This window comes from Guptibacillus algicola, assembly GCF_020171805.1.
GTDB classification, from domain to species: Bacteria; Bacillota; Bacilli; order Bacillales; family Guptibacillaceae; genus Guptibacillus; species Guptibacillus algicola.
On the sequence record NZ_JAIVAF010000007.1, the window covers coordinates 132,225 to 148,598 of the forward strand.

General features: G+C 40.2%; 18 protein-coding genes and 1 rRNA gene. 15 read left to right on the top strand and 4 right to left on the bottom strand.

Going from position 1 to position 16,374, the window contains the following annotated elements; translation table 11 throughout:
* The first annotated feature begins 25 nt into the window (after window positions 1-25).
* The 3 genes from LCM09_RS19035 to nikC all read left to right on the top strand — a co-directional run bounded on the left by LCM09_RS19035 (window position 26) and on the right by nikC (window position 3,681).
* On the top strand, window positions 26-1,645 hold the full coding sequence (locus tag LCM09_RS19035) for an ABC transporter substrate-binding protein (RefSeq protein WP_224885101.1): 1,620 nt from the start codon (window positions 26-28) through the stop codon (window positions 1,643-1,645).
* Window positions 1,646-1,764: 119 nt separating this feature from the next.
* Complete coding sequence (locus LCM09_RS19040) at window positions 1,765-2,769, top strand: ABC transporter permease (protein ID WP_224885102.1); 1,005 nt, start codon at window positions 1,765-1,767, stop codon at window positions 2,767-2,769.
* Between the two features lie 12 nt (window positions 2,770-2,781).
* Window positions 2,782-3,681, top strand: coding sequence for a nickel transporter permease (gene nikC, locus LCM09_RS19045; protein WP_224885104.1), 900 nt, complete (start codon window positions 2,782-2,784; stop codon window positions 3,679-3,681).
* Window positions 3,682-3,707: 26 nt separating this feature from the next.
* Here the strand turns inward: nikC and LCM09_RS19050 are convergent, their stop codons facing one another.
* Both LCM09_RS19050 and LCM09_RS19055 read right to left on the bottom strand, forming a co-directional pair.
* On the bottom strand, window positions 3,708-4,790 hold the full coding sequence (locus tag LCM09_RS19050) for an FUSC family protein (RefSeq protein ID WP_224885106.1): 1,083 nt from the start codon (window positions 4,788-4,790) through the stop codon (window positions 3,708-3,710).
* A 194-nt stretch (window positions 4,791-4,984) separates the two neighbouring features.
* Window positions 4,985-6,277, bottom strand: coding sequence for a glutamate-1-semialdehyde 2,1-aminomutase (locus tag LCM09_RS19055; RefSeq protein ID WP_224885108.1), 1,293 nt, complete (start codon window positions 6,275-6,277; stop codon window positions 4,985-4,987).
* Window positions 6,278-6,409: 132 nt separating this feature from the next.
* On the opposite strand from LCM09_RS19055, the gene LCM09_RS19060 reads away from it, so the two are divergent.
* Genes LCM09_RS19060 through LCM09_RS19070 form a run of 3 tightly spaced genes read left to right on the top strand, consistent with a single transcriptional unit; the run spans window position 6,410 to window position 9,000 of the window.
* Window positions 6,410-7,426: an ABC transporter ATP-binding protein gene (locus LCM09_RS19060; protein ID WP_224885110.1), complete on the top strand. Its 1,017-nt coding sequence runs from the start codon at window positions 6,410-6,412 to the stop codon at window positions 7,424-7,426.
* Window positions 7,419-8,210 carry an ABC transporter permease gene (locus tag LCM09_RS19065; protein ID WP_224885112.1) on the top strand — a complete coding sequence of 264 codons (792 nt, stop codon included), beginning with the start codon at window positions 7,419-7,421 and terminating at the stop codon, window positions 8,208-8,210. Before LCM09_RS19060 ends, LCM09_RS19065 begins: the two co-directional genes overlap by 8 nt.
* A 4-nt stretch (window positions 8,211-8,214) precedes the next feature.
* Window positions 8,215-9,000 carry an ABC transporter permease gene (locus tag LCM09_RS19070; protein ID WP_224885114.1) on the top strand — a complete coding sequence of 262 codons (786 nt, stop codon included), beginning with the start codon at window positions 8,215-8,217 and terminating at the stop codon, window positions 8,998-9,000.
* A 36-nt stretch (window positions 9,001-9,036) separates the two neighbouring features.
* Here the strand turns inward: LCM09_RS19070 and LCM09_RS19075 are convergent, their stop codons facing one another.
* The gene (locus LCM09_RS19075; RefSeq protein WP_224885117.1) at window positions 9,037-9,576 is read right to left on the bottom strand and encodes an RNA polymerase sigma factor; all 540 of its coding nucleotides are present in this window, start codon (window positions 9,574-9,576) and stop codon (window positions 9,037-9,039) included.
* A gap of 170 nt (window positions 9,577-9,746) precedes the next feature.
* On the opposite strand from LCM09_RS19075, the gene LCM09_RS19080 reads away from it, so the two are divergent.
* The 7 genes from LCM09_RS19080 to perR all read left to right on the top strand — a co-directional run bounded on the left by LCM09_RS19080 (window position 9,747) and on the right by perR (window position 14,504).
* Complete coding sequence (locus tag LCM09_RS19080) at window positions 9,747-10,559, top strand: DUF4397 domain-containing protein (RefSeq protein ID WP_224885119.1); 813 nt, start codon at window positions 9,747-9,749, stop codon at window positions 10,557-10,559.
* A gap of 23 nt (window positions 10,560-10,582) precedes the next feature.
* The gene (locus tag LCM09_RS19085; protein ID WP_224885121.1) at window positions 10,583-11,203 is read left to right on the top strand and encodes a class F sortase; all 621 of its coding nucleotides are present in this window, start codon (window positions 10,583-10,585) and stop codon (window positions 11,201-11,203) included.
* 55 nt (window positions 11,204-11,258) lie between these two features.
* Window positions 11,259-11,693: an ion channel gene (locus LCM09_RS19090; protein WP_224885123.1), complete on the top strand. Its 435-nt coding sequence runs from the start codon at window positions 11,259-11,261 to the stop codon at window positions 11,691-11,693.
* A gap of 54 nt (window positions 11,694-11,747) precedes the next feature.
* On the top strand, window positions 11,748-12,218 hold the full coding sequence (bcp, locus tag LCM09_RS19095) for a thioredoxin-dependent thiol peroxidase (RefSeq protein WP_224885125.1): 471 nt from the start codon (window positions 11,748-11,750) through the stop codon (window positions 12,216-12,218).
* Between the two features lie 237 nt (window positions 12,219-12,455).
* On the top strand, window positions 12,456-13,406 hold the full coding sequence (locus tag LCM09_RS19100; RefSeq protein WP_224885127.1) for a D-2-hydroxyacid dehydrogenase: 951 nt from the start codon (window positions 12,456-12,458) through the stop codon (window positions 13,404-13,406).
* A gap of 2 nt (window positions 13,407-13,408) precedes the next feature.
* Window positions 13,409-13,960 carry a cob(I)yrinic acid a,c-diamide adenosyltransferase gene (locus tag LCM09_RS19105; protein ID WP_224885128.1) on the top strand — a complete coding sequence of 184 codons (552 nt, stop codon included), beginning with the start codon at window positions 13,409-13,411 and terminating at the stop codon, window positions 13,958-13,960.
* A gap of 109 nt (window positions 13,961-14,069) precedes the next feature.
* Window positions 14,070-14,504, top strand: a complete 435-nt coding sequence (perR, locus tag LCM09_RS19110) for a peroxide-responsive transcriptional repressor PerR (RefSeq protein WP_224885130.1) — start codon at window positions 14,070-14,072, stop codon at window positions 14,502-14,504.
* Between the two features lie 78 nt (window positions 14,505-14,582).
* On the opposite strand, the gene LCM09_RS19115 is transcribed toward perR, so the two are convergent.
* Complete coding sequence (locus LCM09_RS19115; RefSeq protein WP_224885132.1) at window positions 14,583-14,939, bottom strand: YgzB family protein; 357 nt, start codon at window positions 14,937-14,939, stop codon at window positions 14,583-14,585.
* 182 nt (window positions 14,940-15,121) lie between these two features.
* On the opposite strand from LCM09_RS19115, the gene LCM09_RS19120 reads away from it, so the two are divergent.
* Both LCM09_RS19120 and LCM09_RS19125 read left to right on the top strand, forming a co-directional pair.
* Window positions 15,122-15,991 (top strand): nucleotidyltransferase-like protein, encoded by an 870-nt coding sequence (locus tag LCM09_RS19120; RefSeq protein WP_224885134.1) that lies wholly within the window; start codon window positions 15,122-15,124, stop codon window positions 15,989-15,991.
* 269 nt (window positions 15,992-16,260) lie between these two features.
* A 16S ribosomal RNA gene (locus LCM09_RS19125) occupies window positions 16,261-16,374 on the top strand; the annotation flags it as partial.

Sequence of the window (16,374 nt, forward strand, 5' to 3'; positions counted from 1 at the left end):
ATAAAAAAGTTCTAGGGGGAAAACGATGAAGAAAAAGTACATTTTATCATTGGTTTTTGTTATGTTGCTTTCAATCGGACTAGCCGGTTGTGGCGGTTCAAATGAATCCAGCGGAGATGGAGGGGGAGACTCTGACGGCGGATCTGCTGATGGAGGCACCCTAATCTTCGGACGTGGCGGTGACTCAGTTGCACTAGACCCAGCAGCTGTTACTGATGGTGAGTCTTTCAAAGTAACAAAGAATATCTTTGATACGTTGCTTTCCTATGGAGAGCAGGATACTGAGATCAACCCAGGTCTTGCAGAAGACTGGGAAGTTTCAGAAGATGGTAAAACATATACACTTATGCTTCGTGAAGGCGTAAAGTTCCACGATGGAACAGATTTCAATGCTGATTCTGTTGTATTTAACTTTGAGCGTTGGATGAATGGTAGTGAAGAATCATTCTATTACTATAAATCTATGTTTGGTGGATTTAAAGGTGATGAAGGTCACGTAATCGAGAGTGTAACTGCGAAAGATGATTACACTGTTGAATTTAAGCTTAAAAGACCTCAGGCTCCTTTCTTGAAGAACCTTGCGATGTCTCCATTCGCAATTGCTAGTCCTGATGCGATTGAAAAACATGGCGATAAGTTTGGTGAAAACCCTGTAGGTACTGGTCCTTTCGTATTTGATCAGTGGAGTCGTAATGACAAGATTGTAGTAACGAAAAACGAAGATTACTGGATGGATGGCTATCCAAAACTTGATCGTGTTATTTTCAGAGCGATTCCTGATAACTCTGCTAGATTGAATGCACTGATGGCTGGAGAAATCGATTTGATGGATGGACTTAATCCTTCTGATGTAAGTCAAGTTGAAAGTGACGAAAACCTTGAAGTGTTCTTCCGTCCTTCAATGAACGTTGGCTACCTTGGACTTACGTCTAACCGCGAACCTCTAAATAACAAGAAGGTACGTCAAGCATTGAACCACGCAGTAGATAAGCAGGCAATTATCGATGCTTTCTATGCTGGACAAGCAGAACCAGCGAAAAATCCAATGCCTCCTGTAATCGGTGGGTATAACGAAGACATCGAACCATATGAGTATGACCTTGAGAAGGCGAAAGCACTTCTTAAAGAAGCTGGATATGAAGATGGATTCGATATGGAACTATGGGCAATGCCAGTACCTCGTCCATATATGCCGGATGGTCAAAAAGTAGCTGAAGTTATTCAAAGTAGCTTTGCTGAGATTGGTGTAAATGCAGAAATCAAATCATACGAGTGGGCAACTTATTTAGAGAAAGCTCGTAACGGTGAAGCAGACAGCTTCCTACTTGGTTGGACTGGTGATAACGGTGATGCTGATAACTTCCTATATGTCCTACTTGATAAAGATAATATCGGAAGCAACAACTACACGTATTACTCAAATGATGAACTACACGACCTTCTAATTGAAGCTCAGTCAACTCCAGATGAAGAGAAGCGTAATGAGCTTTATAAAGAAGCTCAGGAAATCATCCATGAAGATGCGCCTTGGATTCCTCTAGTGCATTCTAAGCCAGCACTAGGTGGTTCAGAACGAGTTAAAGGATTTAATCCACATCCTACTGGATCAGATACGCTAACAAAAGTTACTCTTGAAGAGAAATAAAAGAAAAACAGGGGGGAGTGCTGAGCTCCCCCTTATTATTAGGAACAGAACATGTGAACACCTAAATCAGGCATCTACATACAATCATGAATCGTACATAAGGAAGAAGAGGTGAGTATATGCTCGCATATACAATTAGACGGCTGTTAATGCTTATACCTGTTCTATTTGGAATGACCTTGATCGTATTTTTTATGATACGTGCAATTCCTGGAGATCCTGCACAAGTTATTCTTGGTCAACAGGCGACAGAGGAAGCGATCAAGAGTTTAACCAAGCAATTGGGGCTAGATCAGCCATGGTATATACAATATGTTGACTATATTAAGGGCTTGTTCACTGGAGACCTTGGAACATCTCTCCGTACAAGTTCAGAAATTAGCGGTGAAATTTGGCCGTACCTAGCAGCGACTCTCGAGTTATCACTCGTTGCGATGGTAATTGCGATTTTTATCGGAGTAAACGCAGGTATTATAAGTGCGTGGTTCCAAAATTCTTGGTTTGACTACACTGCAATGGTTCTTGCTCTAGTAGGGGTATCAATGCCTGTATTCTGGCTTGGACTTATGGAACAGTGGGCGTTTTCACTTGAGTTAGGATGGCTTCCATCTACTGGACGAGAAAATGTAAGGAATCCTGTAGAAGCTATTACTCATCTCTATCTCATCGATACGCTTATCCAGGGTCGTATGGATCAATTTGTAGAAGTAGTTAGACACTTGATTCTGCCTGGAATCGCACTAGGAACAATTCCGATGGCTATTATAGCTCGAATGACACGTTCTAGTATGCTTGAAGTAATGCGTTCTGACTTTGTTCGTACTGCTCGTGCAAAAGGAACAAGAATGTTCTGGGTAGTTTATAAGCATTCTCTAAAAAATGCATTCATCCCAGTTCTAACAGTTATTGGTCTACAAATGGGTCTTCTTCTTGGAGGCGCCATCTTAACAGAAACAATCTTTGGATGGCCTGGAATTGGAAGATACATTTATGATGCGATAGGCTTTAGAGATTACCCTGTTATTCAATCAGGTATCTTGATCGTCGCTGTCATTTTCGTATTTATAAACTTAATTGTCGATCTGCTCTATGCTGCAATTGATCCTCGAATCAAATACAACTAAGGGGGCTTCAAGATGGCTGAAATTGCTCCGCAGAAGCAAACAAATGTACCAAAACAACCAGACGAAGAAGTAATCTCACCATGGCGTGAAGCCTGGAAAGGGTTCAGGAGAAATAAGCTGGCAATGGTCGGCATGGGCATCGTGCTCTTCTTCATACTTCTTGCCATTTTTGCCGGAGTTATAGCTCCGGAAGGAATTAATGATCAAAAATTATCCGAACGCCTCCAATCCCCGTCAGCTAGTCACTGGTTTGGAACGGATGATTTTGGGAGAGATATTTTATCTCGAATTATTTACGGAGCGAGAATCTCTCTTTGGGTAGGATTCTTTGCTGTACTAGGATCTGCTGCTATTGGAAGTTTACTAGGATTGATTGCTGGTTACTATGGCCGTATGGTAGATACGATCATCTCCCGTATCTTTGATATCATGCTAGCATTCCCAAGTATTCTTCTAGCAATCGCTGTTGTAGCAGTACTTGGACCATCTCTTCGTAATGCATTAATAGCGATAGCCATTATCAACATTCCGAACTTTGGACGGTTGGTACGATCGAGAGTGTTGAGTGTGAAACAAGAAGAGTATGTGATGGCGGCAAGGGCTGTAGGGATGAGGGATACACGCATTATCTTTTCTCATGTCCTACCAAACTCTTTAGCGCCAATTATTGTTCAAGGAACTCTCGCAATCGCAACTGCTATTCTAGAAGCAGCGGCACTTAGTTTCTTGGGTCTCGGAGCTCAAGCACCTCAACCAGAGTGGGGGAAAATGCTCGCTGACTCTAGGCAATATATTATTCAAGCGCCATGGACCGTGTTTTTCCCTGGACTCGCAATCATGCTAACGGTACTAGGTTTTAACTTGTTAGGTGATGGATTAAGGGATGCACTCGATCCAAAAATGAAGAAATAAAAAAATCAGCCGGTTGGCTGATTTTTTTATTTTGCATGTAACTCTTGAATGTCGACTGCATTATCTTCCTGATGGTACGAGTGGAAGCTGTCTACGAGGAGATCTAGATGTTCAAGGTGGTCATGGTAATCGATGATCATACCGATTAACGGGAAGATCGTCATCCATAACTCACGATTACATTCTCCACTTTCATATAAGTCTACGTACATTTCTGTTAATGATGATTCTCCAGAATCTACGTTGTTTAACATTTCCTCAGGTGATTGATGCCTTACCTTACCAATGTATTTCAAGTGTATGCGTTCATGGTAGTTTGTTAGCTGATCCAAGTGAGTTTGAATGAGCTTTCTTACTTCGTCTGGCATGATTAATATTTTCACATCAAGCTGGTCTAACATTTTTAAGATGGCGAGGGATTTTTCAGTGGTCGCAATCATTTGACGGAAGAGAACTAACTTACGTGCTTTGACGTAATCTCGTTTCTTAAAATACGTTCTTTCTTCTTTATAGAGTAAGAAGTATTGATCGCTTTTCACTGTATCCTCTTTTAATTTGATTAAATTCTCTTTCAGTACCTTATGTTCAGCGTCATTCCTCGTAGCAAGTCTAATCCATTGAGAAATGTATTCTGTGTTGCGTACGATTTTATGAAATAACTTTGTTTCGTATTTTGGTGGAAGGAAGATTAGGTTAACGAAAAATGAACTAATCACTCCGACCATAATGACAAGAAAACGGTTCGTTGCAAATGAGATAAACTCTTCCTGAGGTGCATTCATAATTAAAATCAATGTCACAACTGCAAGTGGAATCGTGCTTTCGATCTTCAATTTAATATTGATTGCAATAAGCAGGATTGCTCCAAGTCCTATAACGATAGGCTGATTACCAAATATAAGTACAAGAACGACTGCGAGGACAGCACCAATGATATTGGCCTGAATCTGTTCGATTATTGATTGATAGGAACGATAGATCGACGGTTGAATTGCAAATAACGCTGCAACTCCCGCAAAGGATGGCGGGTCTAATTCAAGCCATGTAGCTATATAAAGAGCGATTGTAATCGCAAGCCCTGTTTTAAAAATCCGGGCACCAAACTTCATTTTTGAAAGATCCTTTCGTGAAAAGCTTTTATTTATTATAGAGATTATCCTGTATTACCACTTTTAAACATTAGAGAATGTACTAGTTATACAATGGAATGACTAAGATAGCAAGCCCTATTTTTACTATAAGAAAGACAGAATAAACTTTACGCTTATTCTGTCTTACAGAAACTATTCAGGAGCATTAAAGATTATTCTGCCATCTGTCGGAAAACATTTTGAACAGCTACAAGTGTGTCATCGATATCCTGAATGTTGTGTTCAGTCGTAAGAAACCAAGCTTCATATTTAGAAGGTGCCAGGTTGATTCCTTCATTGAGCATAAGTTTGAAAAATGTTGAAAACTTCTCTCCATCCGTGTTTTCTGCATGCTCGTAGTTAACAACTTCTTCTTCTGTAAAGTAAACAGTGAGGGCTCCTTTTAAACGGTTGATCGTAACAGGAATGCCGTTTTCTTTTGCTAACTTGTGTATCCCGCTCTCAAGTCTTGAACCAAGCTGATCGAGATGATCGTATACACCCTCCTCTTGAAGTACCTCAAGACAAGCTATTCCTGCAGAGATTGAAGCAGGGTTTCCTGCCATCGTTCCTGCTTGGTATGCCGGTCCAAGCGGTGCGACACTTTCCATGATTTCTCGCTTACCACCGTATGCACCGATCGGTAGGCCACCACCGATAATTTTGCCTAAGGCTGTCATATCTGGCTCAACCCCAATAAGGTTTTGAGCACCACCATACATGAAACGGAATGCTGTGATTACCTCATCGTAAATCACTAAAGCGCCGTGTTCGTGTGTAATGTTATTCACTTCTTCAAGGAAGCCTTCTTTTGGTTCGACAATTCCAAAGTTACCTACGATCGGTTCAACGAGAACGCCAGCAACCTCTTCGCCCCATTTGTTCATTGCTTCTTTATAAGCTTCGATGTCATTAAAAGGAACTGTGATTACTTCTTTTGCAATACTCTTAGGTACACCGGCAGAATCAGGACTTCCTAGAGTAGCGGGACCAGACCCAGCTGCAACGAGGACGAGGTCAGAATGTCCGTGATAACAACCAGCGAATTTAACGATTTTATTTCGCCCTGTATAGGCCCTTGCTACACGAATCGTTGTCATAACAGCTTCTGTACCAGAGTTTACGAAACGTACGCGTTCTAGTGATGGAATCGCCTCTTGTAGCATTTTCCCAAATCGGTTCTCAAGCACCGTAGGAGTACCGTATAGTACGCCGTTTTCTGCTGCGTGTGTGATGGCTTGAGTGATATGAGGGTGTGCGTGTCCCGTAATAATTGGTCCGTAAGCTGCTAGATAATCTATGTACTTGTTACCATCTACGTCCCAGAAGTATGGTCCGCGTGCTTTCTCCATAAAGATCGGTGTGCCGCCGCCTACACCTTTATAAGATCGTGAAGGACTATTCACCCCACCTAACATGATATCGAGTGATTCTTTATGATGTTGTTCTGATTTTGAAATATTCATAATTGCCTCCTTCTAAAACTAATTCCTGTTTCATTGTAGCATGATATAGAGAGATAGAAACAAGCTCATGCATTGTATCTTCATAGAGGCTCTTGTAAACTGAATTGGTGTGTGTAAAAAGGAGGAAGACAAATGGGAAAAGAAGTCATCGAGGTACAGTCTTTGCGCAAAGACTTTAAATCACACTCGAGTCGCTCTGGACTTAAAGGAGCTTTTCGAGATTTGTTTACAAGGAACTACAAGGTGATTTCAGCAGTTAAAGATATTTCTTTCACCGTAAATGAAGGTGAAATGGTCGGATATATTGGAGAGAACGGTGCTGGTAAATCAACGAGCATCAAAATGTTAACTGGGATTTTGACTCCTACATCAGGAACAGTTCGCGTAAATGGAATGGATCCACACAAGGAACGCGAGAAATTCGTTCGCTCGATCGGCGTTGTGTTTGGACAACGTTCGCAACTATGGTGGGATATTGCTGTTCAGGAATCATTCCGTCTGTTAAAGAAAGTCTATAATGTACCGGATGATGTATATAACGAACATATGAACCATGTGATTGAATCGCTCGACATTGGACCTTTGCTAGATAAACCGGTTAGAAAATTATCACTGGGGCAGCGGATGAGGTGCGAACTTGCGGCAGCGTTATTACATAATCCAAAGCTGTTGTTTCTTGACGAACCTACGATCGGGCTTGATGTCCTCGTGAAACTTAAGATTCGAAACTTCCTTAAAGAAATTAATGAAAAATACAAAACGACAATCTTGCTGACAACACATGATTTAACGGATATTGAAGCATTGTGTGAGCGAGTGGTCATGCTTGATGAGGGACAGATCATCTATGACGGTAAGCTTGCGAAGCTTCGGTCAAACTGGGGAGAAGGAAAACAAATCGAGTTTCAGTTTGGTGAGAACGTTACCGGGGATGAGCTTCAGCCGTTATTGAAGGAACTCGATGCAGAATGGACTCCTGGCGATCGACCGAATGTTTATGTTGCAAATGTAGTTAATGAAGAGCACGTAATATCTGAAGTAATTGGAAGGGTTGTTGCTGCTCATCGCATTACAGATATAAAGATTCATGAGATTTCAACTGAAGAAATTATAAGGAATATTTATGAAGAGGGAATGCTCAATGGGTAAGTATATTGAAATGATTCGAATTCGTTTCCTTATGATGCTTGCTTATCGAACAAATTACTACAGTGGCATCTTAATTTATAGTATTAATATTGGTGCTTATTATTTTTTGTGGAGTGCGATTTATGGAGACAAAGGGGAAATAGAAGGTTTATCTGTTATACAGATGACAACTTACATTGCCGTTGCTTGGATGGCGCGAGCATTTTACTTTAACAATATCGATAGAGAAATCGCTCAGGAAATCAAAGAAGGTAAGGTAGCGGTGGAGTTTATAAGACCTTATCATTACCTGATGATGAAAACGATGCAAGGGTTAGGGGAGGGAATCTTCCGTTTGAGTTTCTTTTCCATTCCTGGAATGTTCATCGTCAGTTTGATATTCCCGATCGAGTTTTCCGCTGCTGCATCAACATGGCTGTTCTTCATGGTAGCAATCATTCTTAGTTTTATCGTAAATACACAGATTAATTTGCTCACAGGCGTCCTGACATTCTTCTTCTTTAATAATGATGGTCTTATAAGAGCAAAGCGTGTGGTTATCGATTTATTCTCGGGTCTTTTACTACCGATAAGCTTTTATCCTGGCTGGGCTCAAAGCGTCATGGACTTTCTCCCATTTCAGGCGATCAGCTATATCCCGAGTATGATCTTTACAGAAGGGTTCAAGGGATCAGCCGTTTATGAAGCTCTTCTTTTCCAAGTCATATGGGCAGCGATCTTAATCATCCCAATTCAAGCTCTCTGGATCATCGCAAAAAAACAACTGATCGTGCAGGGAGGGTGAGCAGATGAAACACGCAACTATTTTCTTATTATATGTGTCACAGTATATGAAGACGAGACTGACGTATCGTATTGATATGGCGATGGAAATTATGTCTGATCTATTGTTTCAGGCTGTTAATTTAATTTTTATCCTCGTTGTATTTGGTCACACCAACATGCTTAGCGGATGGTCTAGAGATGAAATCATCTTTATTTATGGCTTTTTCCTTGTGCCATTCGCGATCTTTGGTGCTTTCTTTAATATTTGGGATTTCAACGAACGGTATATTGTAAAAGGAGAAATGGATCGAATCCTAACTAGGCCTGTTCATAGTTTGTTTCAAATCATTCTAGAGCGAATGGAATTAGAGTCACTGTTTGGAATGATTACGGGAATAGCCGTCATGATCTATGCAGGGAGTAGGTTGGATTTAAGTCTCTCGTGGTATGATCCATTTGTTTTCCTAGTAATGGTCATTGGAGGGGCATTTGTCTATGCTGGTATCTTTGTTCTACTTGCAAGCATAAGCTTCTGGTCAGATAGCCGTACAAGTATTATGCCGATGATGTACAATATCGGAAACTATGGTAGATATCCAGTTGATATCTATAATAAGGTGATTCGTTTTATTCTTACTTGGATTCTTCCGTTTGCATTTGTTGGTGTTTATCCTTCAGCTTATTTCTTAGGTCGTGAAGAGTGGTATGGGTATGCTTTTCTGACACCTGTCATCGGATTCGCATTCTTCGCAATTGCGATAATTATGTGGAATATCGGTGTAACTAAATATCGAGGAGCAGGTAACTGATCGACCGGAGGGGCGTCCCTCTGGTTTTTTTATTTTTTAGACAAAGTCTAGTGAAGGTGTCCCAATAGTTTCTTTTAGTTTCTTCATTCCTAATCGAACACGACTTTTAACAGTACCAAGAGGAATTTTCTTTTTTGTAGCGACCTCTGCCTGTGAATAACCTTCAATATATATTAGTCTCACAATTTCTTGCTGCTCATTCGTTAATGAAGTCAAAGCCATATAGATCACATGATTGTCTTCAATATTATCGTGCGTATATGAGTTCTCGTTTAAAATATGGTAATCCTCAATGACAGTCTCTCTGAAATGGCGCTGTTCTTTTTTTGTTCGGTCGATGGCACGATTTTTCGTTATCTGATTTACCCAAGAAGAAAGTTTACCTTTGTTAGGATCGAATTGATGGCGCTTGTTCCAAACCTCCAAATATACATCTTGGACCACTTCCTCAGCAATTTGCTGATCATTAACAATACGACGAGCGATGCTTTGTAACGCCTGTTTGTTTTCGTCACAAAAACTTTGAAACTGTTCTTCATTCTCCCAAGATCCGATCGCAAAGTTCTCTTTCTTCATTATTAGCCACTCCCTCATTACTAATTTAGTACGCTTATTCCCTCCGGAGTTTAATAAAAACAAATAAACTGTAAAAGAAAGTGATCCATTTACTATAGTTTTGTCGTATTAATAGTTGAACATAGGTTATACAAAAGTATAACAAAAATAAAACAATAGGAGTTGAGTGCATGTTTAAGAAGATTATGGCGTCTGCAGTTGCACTAGTTATGATGTTTGGACTCATTAGTACACAGGCTTTTGCGGAGCATCACGAAGCGATGGTTCGAGTAATTCATGCATCACCGGATGCACCTGCGGTGGATATATATGTTAATGGAGAGGCAGTTGTAGAGGGAGCGGAGTATAAGCAAGCAACAGATTACATGGCTTTACCAGCTGGGGATCATAAAATTGAAGTATTCCCTGCAGGTAAGAATGGTGAAGGGGACCCTGTTATTAGTCAGAACGTAACCCTTGAAGAAGGAATGAAGTATTCTGCAGCAGCAGTCGGTAAGCTTGATGGAATCTCTCTTTGGGCGCTAGGCGATGAAGCGAAAGCTTCTGAAGGAAAAGCGAAAGTAAGAGTTGTTCATGCTTCTCCTGACGCTCCTAATGTTGACGTAGCAGTAAAAGATGGCGATGTTCTTTTCTCAGACGTAGCTTTTAAATCGATGTCTGACTACGCCGAAGTTGATCCAATGACAGTAGATTTAGAAGTTCGTCCGGCGGGATCTGAAGACGTAGTACTCGAAATTCCAGGAGTAGAATTAAAAGAAGGATATGTATATTCTGTATATGCGATCGGTCTTGTTGAAGGAGAACAACCACTAGAAGCTTGGCCTCTAGTAGACTCTGCAAACATGCCATCTGAAATGCCTAAAACAGGTATGGGTGGTACTGCCGATCAATCAAACAATATGGTTGCTTGGACACTATTAGGTGTTAGTATGCTAGCAGTAGCTGGAACTAGCTTCTATATTCGCAAAAAGAAAACAACATAACTCATTATAGAGGGGGAGGAGCAGTGTCAGTTAAGAAGATCCTTACTATCATTCTTTTAGGAGCAGCGATGGGCTGCTCCTCTTCTAATCTTATAGAATCAGAGACGCTGACCGGTAGTGACAATACTGAAGAAGTTGTTACCGCATTTGAAAATAGCACTGAAACTAACAATACAAACGATCAACTTAGCAATGAAGGGATTGTCCCTGCTCAGTTGGTGATACAAGAAATAGGAGTAGATGCAAAGGTTGAACATGTAGGTCAATTGCCGAATGGTCAAATGGATGTTCCAACAGAAGATAAGAATGTAGGTTGGTACGAATTAGGTGCTGAACCAGGAGAAGCTGGGAATGCAGTGATTGCTGGTCATGTAGACAATAAAACTGGACCTGCAGTATTCTTTCACCTAGGGGATCTTAAACCGGGAGATGTACTGACTGTAACGAGTGATAAAGGTAAATCCTATGAATTTACAGTCGAGAGCATTGCCTCGTATCCAAGAAATAATGCTCCACTTGAGAAAATATTTGGAATGAGTAATAAACCGCGGTTAAATCTAATAACGTGTTCCGGAGGTTTTAATCGGAATGCTGGTACTCATGAAGAGCGGATGGTCGTCTATACTGTGCTTACTTCTAATTAAGATTGTCTTGTCCTAATTTATAGAAAACCTCATAAAGTAAATATGAGGTGGTTCCATGATTATTGGTTTCGTAATCATAGCGATTATGATCGCTTCGTTAGGAATAGGAAGAAGTATGGTCTCTCTAATGAAGAGAACGCGCATACCGGGGAGTTTGCTTTCAGTTTACAAGCTTGTGCTTTTATTCGTAGTATACTTTACGATGATTACAGCTTTTGCTTGCATTTATTTGTGTCTAGTTATTCTGGATATTCCTGTTCTTCAAGAGGGGAGTATCGATATGGCAACCATACCTATGGAAGGTATCACTAGGATTCAATCTGTTCTTTACTTCAGTGCTGTTACACTTTTATCGGTAGGTTATGGGGACATTACTCCGATCGGTGTTGGACGATGGATTGCTATCATCGAAGCTTTAATTGGATATTTGATGCCAGCAGCATTTTTTGTGACAACGATCGTCCATTACAAAGAAGGTTCTGAGTTGTAAGTTTCATCGTATTTCGGTACGCTTACTTAAGAAGTAATAAAAGGAGGCGTAACGATGAGTATTGAAGTTGGACAAAAAGCACCTGATTTTAAACTTGAAGCAAGTACTGGAGAAACGGTTTCTCTTTCTGATTACAAAGGGAAAAACGTTGTGCTTTATTTTTATCCTAAGGACATGACGCCTGGATGCACAACGGAAGCATGTGATTTTCGAGATCATATCGAAGGGTTTGAAGAGCTTGACACTGTTATTTTAGGAGTGAGCCCAGATCCTGTAGAGAAACATAAGAAGTTCATCGATAAATACGAGCTGCCTTTCCTCCTTCTTGCCGATGAAGATCACAAGGTAGCGGAAGCATATGATGTGTGGCAATTGAAAAAGAATTTCGGAAAAGAATACATGGGTATTGTGCGCTCTACTTTTGTTATTAATAAAGAAGGCGAGCTTGTAAAGGAATGGCGCAAGGTTAGAGTGAAAGAACATGTTGAAACAGCACTGAATTATATTAAAGAAAACCTTTCGTAGTCAGGTGTCCTTTAAGGGCGAAAGACTATACAAATTTAGTAAGTACGCATAGTGTATTAGTAGATCATATCTTCAGGTGAGAGCGCAAAACGCGCTCTTTTTTTGAATACCTTATTTTCTTTTTTGAGGAATATAGATTGTTCCGTTTAAATGTGTGAAGGGTTTTCATTTAAAGGGATTTGGCAAATCAGCTATACTTATACTTAAGTCATAATTCTAATTTCTTGAGGTGAAACTATGAATATTGTCTGTACTTCAAAACTTAAGTCCGAAATTAAGAACAACTTGGTACAAGAATACCCTGATGCCACGTTTCAATTTTATCCATCTATGAATGAGGCGGAAGAGCATCTGCACGAAGCTGAAGTACTGATTACATATGGCGAAGACGTTGCTAGGAAGCATATTCAAAAAGCAAAACAACTAAAGTGGATTATGGTTTTGTCTGCTGGAGTGGAGCTGTTACCTTTTAAAGAAATTAAAGAGAGAGGTATATTCGTTACAAATGCGAGGGGCATTCATAGCATTCAAATGGCTGAATATACGCTTTGGGCAATGCTTGTAACAGCACGCAATACGAAAGAACTACTCGCAAATGAATCTTCTAATACGTGGAACAAGAGGATGCGTTTAAATGAGATATCTGGAGCGACTGTAGGTGTTATAGGAACTGGAGCTATTGGTTGCGAAATCGCTCGTATCTCAAAAACATTCAATATGACGACAATAGGAGTTAATCGAAAAGGACATGCTACGGATTATTTCGATGCCGTTTATTCAAACGACAATGTGATGGAGATGATTCCTAAATGCGATTATCTCGTAAGTGTACTTCCGAGTACTCCAGATACCTATCACTTCTTTACAAGTTCTCACTTTCATGCCATGAAAGAAAGCTCTGTATTCATTAATATAGGGAGAGGCGACGCGGTAGACGAGCAGGCATTAATCGAAGCACTTCAAAATGAAGAGATTCACCATGCTGTACTCGATGTGTTTGAACAAGAGCCACTTGAAGAATCGCATCCATTTTGGGGGATGTCTAATGTTACGGTAACTCCTCATCACTCAGGGGTGTCTCCTAATTACCAGCCTAGAGCGATCGAGATTTTTAAACGCAATTTCAACGAGTATTTGAACGGTACCAATGATTTTCAAAATATTATTAATCCTGATAGGGGGTATTAAGGGTGAAAATTTATACAAAAACAGGTGATAAGGGCGAGACGTCGTTAATATATGGAAAGCGTGTACCCAAAAGTGATATCAGAGTGGAAGCCTATGGAACTTGTGATGAAGCTAATTCTCAGATCGGACTAGCGCTGAGCTACGTCTCTAACACTCGTTTTGAAGGAAAAGAGAACTGGGATGCTATTTTTCATAAAATCCAAACGTGGTTGTTTCATATTGGAGCGGAGCTTGCTACTCCTCATGGTAAAAATGTTAGTTGGAAGGTAGAACCTTCACATATTAAAGAGATGGAAACTCAGATTGATGTATGGGAGAAACAGCTCGAACCTTTGAAAAACTTCATATTGCCAGGCGGAAATCCAGCAGGTGCAAGCCTTCATGTTGCGAGAACCATTGTACGCCGTGCTGAACGACATGCGATCTTGGTAGAAGAGGTCAACCCACTCGTGCTTTCATTCTTAAACCGACTATCGGATTTTCTATTCGTAGCGGCGAGATATATTAATTACCATATGGGAGAAAAAGAGTCGGTTTTGCATCAAGAAAATTAGTAACATAGCTTGAAAAGAGTACATCATTGACAATTGATGGTTTTACAATGTACACTATTTATAAACATTACAATGTAAGAATGCTTGTTGGAAGAGAGGTGCATGACGAATGGCTGAAGAAAAACTGCATGGAGCAATAGAAGCAATGAAAAGCTCGGGCGTGCGTATAACCCCTCAACGTCATGCCATTTTGGAACATTTGATCCAGTCTATGGCCCATCCTACAGCAGATGAAATATATAAGTCGCTTGAAGGAAAATTCCCTAATATGAGTGTAGCAACGGTTTATAATAACTTGAGAGTCTTTAAAGAGATCGGACTCGTGAAAGAGCTAACTTATGGTGATTCTTCAAGCAGGTTCGATTGTGTAACAACTGATCACTACCATATTATCTGTGATGATTGTGGTAAAATTGTAGACTTTCATTATCCGGGATTGGATGAAGTCGAAACGCTAGCTGAACAAGTTACTGGCTTCCAAGTTGGCGACCACAGGATGGAAATATACGGCTCATGTCCTGATTGTCAAAAAAATAAACACTAACAAAAAAGCTCGCCTTCATTGGCGAGTTTTTTTATTGGTAAGAAAAAAAACAAGGAGCTCCTACTAGCTCCTTGTTTTTTACTTATCTTGTTTCTTACTATTATATTTTTCGTCGAATTCTACACCTTCTAAGTTAGGGTCCATTGTTAGAGGTTGTTTACAATACATACAGGCATCTACTCGTCCAAGCACCTTAGTGGTTCTCTCACAATTAGGGCAGGTGACTTGCACTGCTTTCGTCGATAACATGCCGATCCAGAAATATACGACTGCACTTGCGATCGTAGCTAGAAATCCGATGATCATAAATGCTGTCATTAAGAAGACAGATGTTTTGAAGAATATACCTATATACATAATACCTATGCCAATAAATACTAAGCTCAGTGCGAACGTACGAATTCTATTTATTTTGTTTGTATACTTTAATTGCATCGCTTGTCCCTCCTGCAACCAAGTATAGCATATGGATTATCTGTAAGCACTTTCCTTTGGGTCTTCCATAAAAAGTTCAAAATTAGCATTGCTTAATTTATAACAGGATTTATAATATTGAATGTTGAATTGTTTAGACAAGTACGGTTCCAAGAATAAAAGTACTGCTGGAGGAAAGTCAGATGGAAAATCTTTTAAGGCCGATTTACCAGGAAAGAGCTAGTCACCCTGAAACTCTTGGCGTTATAGTAATAGAGAAAACGAAACCACATCATCCTTTGACTGATAACTTTGATGTTGTTCTACTGATTATTGTAAGCAACAATGAGAAGCCATGGCTTGTTAAGCATTACGAGTTTGAGGATAAGAGAGCAGCGATGCATGTCGTGTCCGAGCAGCAAGTTCACGACTGGCTATTAACCGGAAGTCATCGTCGTTTGGTTGCATGGCTTGTTAATGGGAAGATCATCTTTGATCGAAATGAGTACATATCCGGATTGAAAGAACGCATACGTGATTTCCCTGCCGAGGAACGTACTCGTAAGATTGGCGTTGAATTCGCTAAGCTTATAAGAAGGTATATGGACGGAAAAGAATTGTTTGCTTCCAAACAATACATGGATGCGTACAATTTTATCTTGCATGCACTGCATCATCTTGCGCGTCTATCTGTAATCGAACATGGTTTTCATCCAGAAATCACAGTTTGGAATCAAGTGAAACACATTGAGCCTGAGATCTTTAAATTGTATACAGAACTTCTAACTGGTGAAGACCCTCTAGATAAGCGTCTTGAACTGCTTCTGCTTGCTAATGACTTTTCACTTTCATCTAAATCCTTTAACGCTACGCTTCATATAAGAAAGGTGATGAATGAGCGCGAAGGGGTTTGGACGTACCAGGAGCTTTTGGAGGACGATCAACTTAAAGAGTACGGAATAGATTTAGGTGCTCTACTAGAATATATGGTTGAGAAAGAACTGGTAGAGGTTCTCCTTTCTGAAACAAAAGGTGAGGGAATATACAGTCGTCAATATCGAGCGAAATCATGATTTAAAAAAACGGAGGAAAAATATAATAAAAAGGGTTGACCATATTTTTCCCCCGTGCTATATTATTACTTGTCGCCGCAAGAGAGCAACGCGGCAAACAAAAAGATTTCAAAAACGTTGTTGACTTCGGACGAGTTAATGTGGTACATTAATAAAGTCGCTGAAAACGACATTGAAAGAAACAAATCGATCTTTGAAAACTGAACGAAACGCCATGCGAGAAATTGTTTCTACGGAAACAACATTGTTTTAAAGCTAGATTAGACTTTCTATCGGAGAGTTTGATCCTGGCTCAGGACGAACGCTGGCGGCGTGCCTAATACATGCAAGTCGAGCGGAGAAATGGGAGCTTGCTCCCATTTCTCAGCGGCGGACGGGTGAGT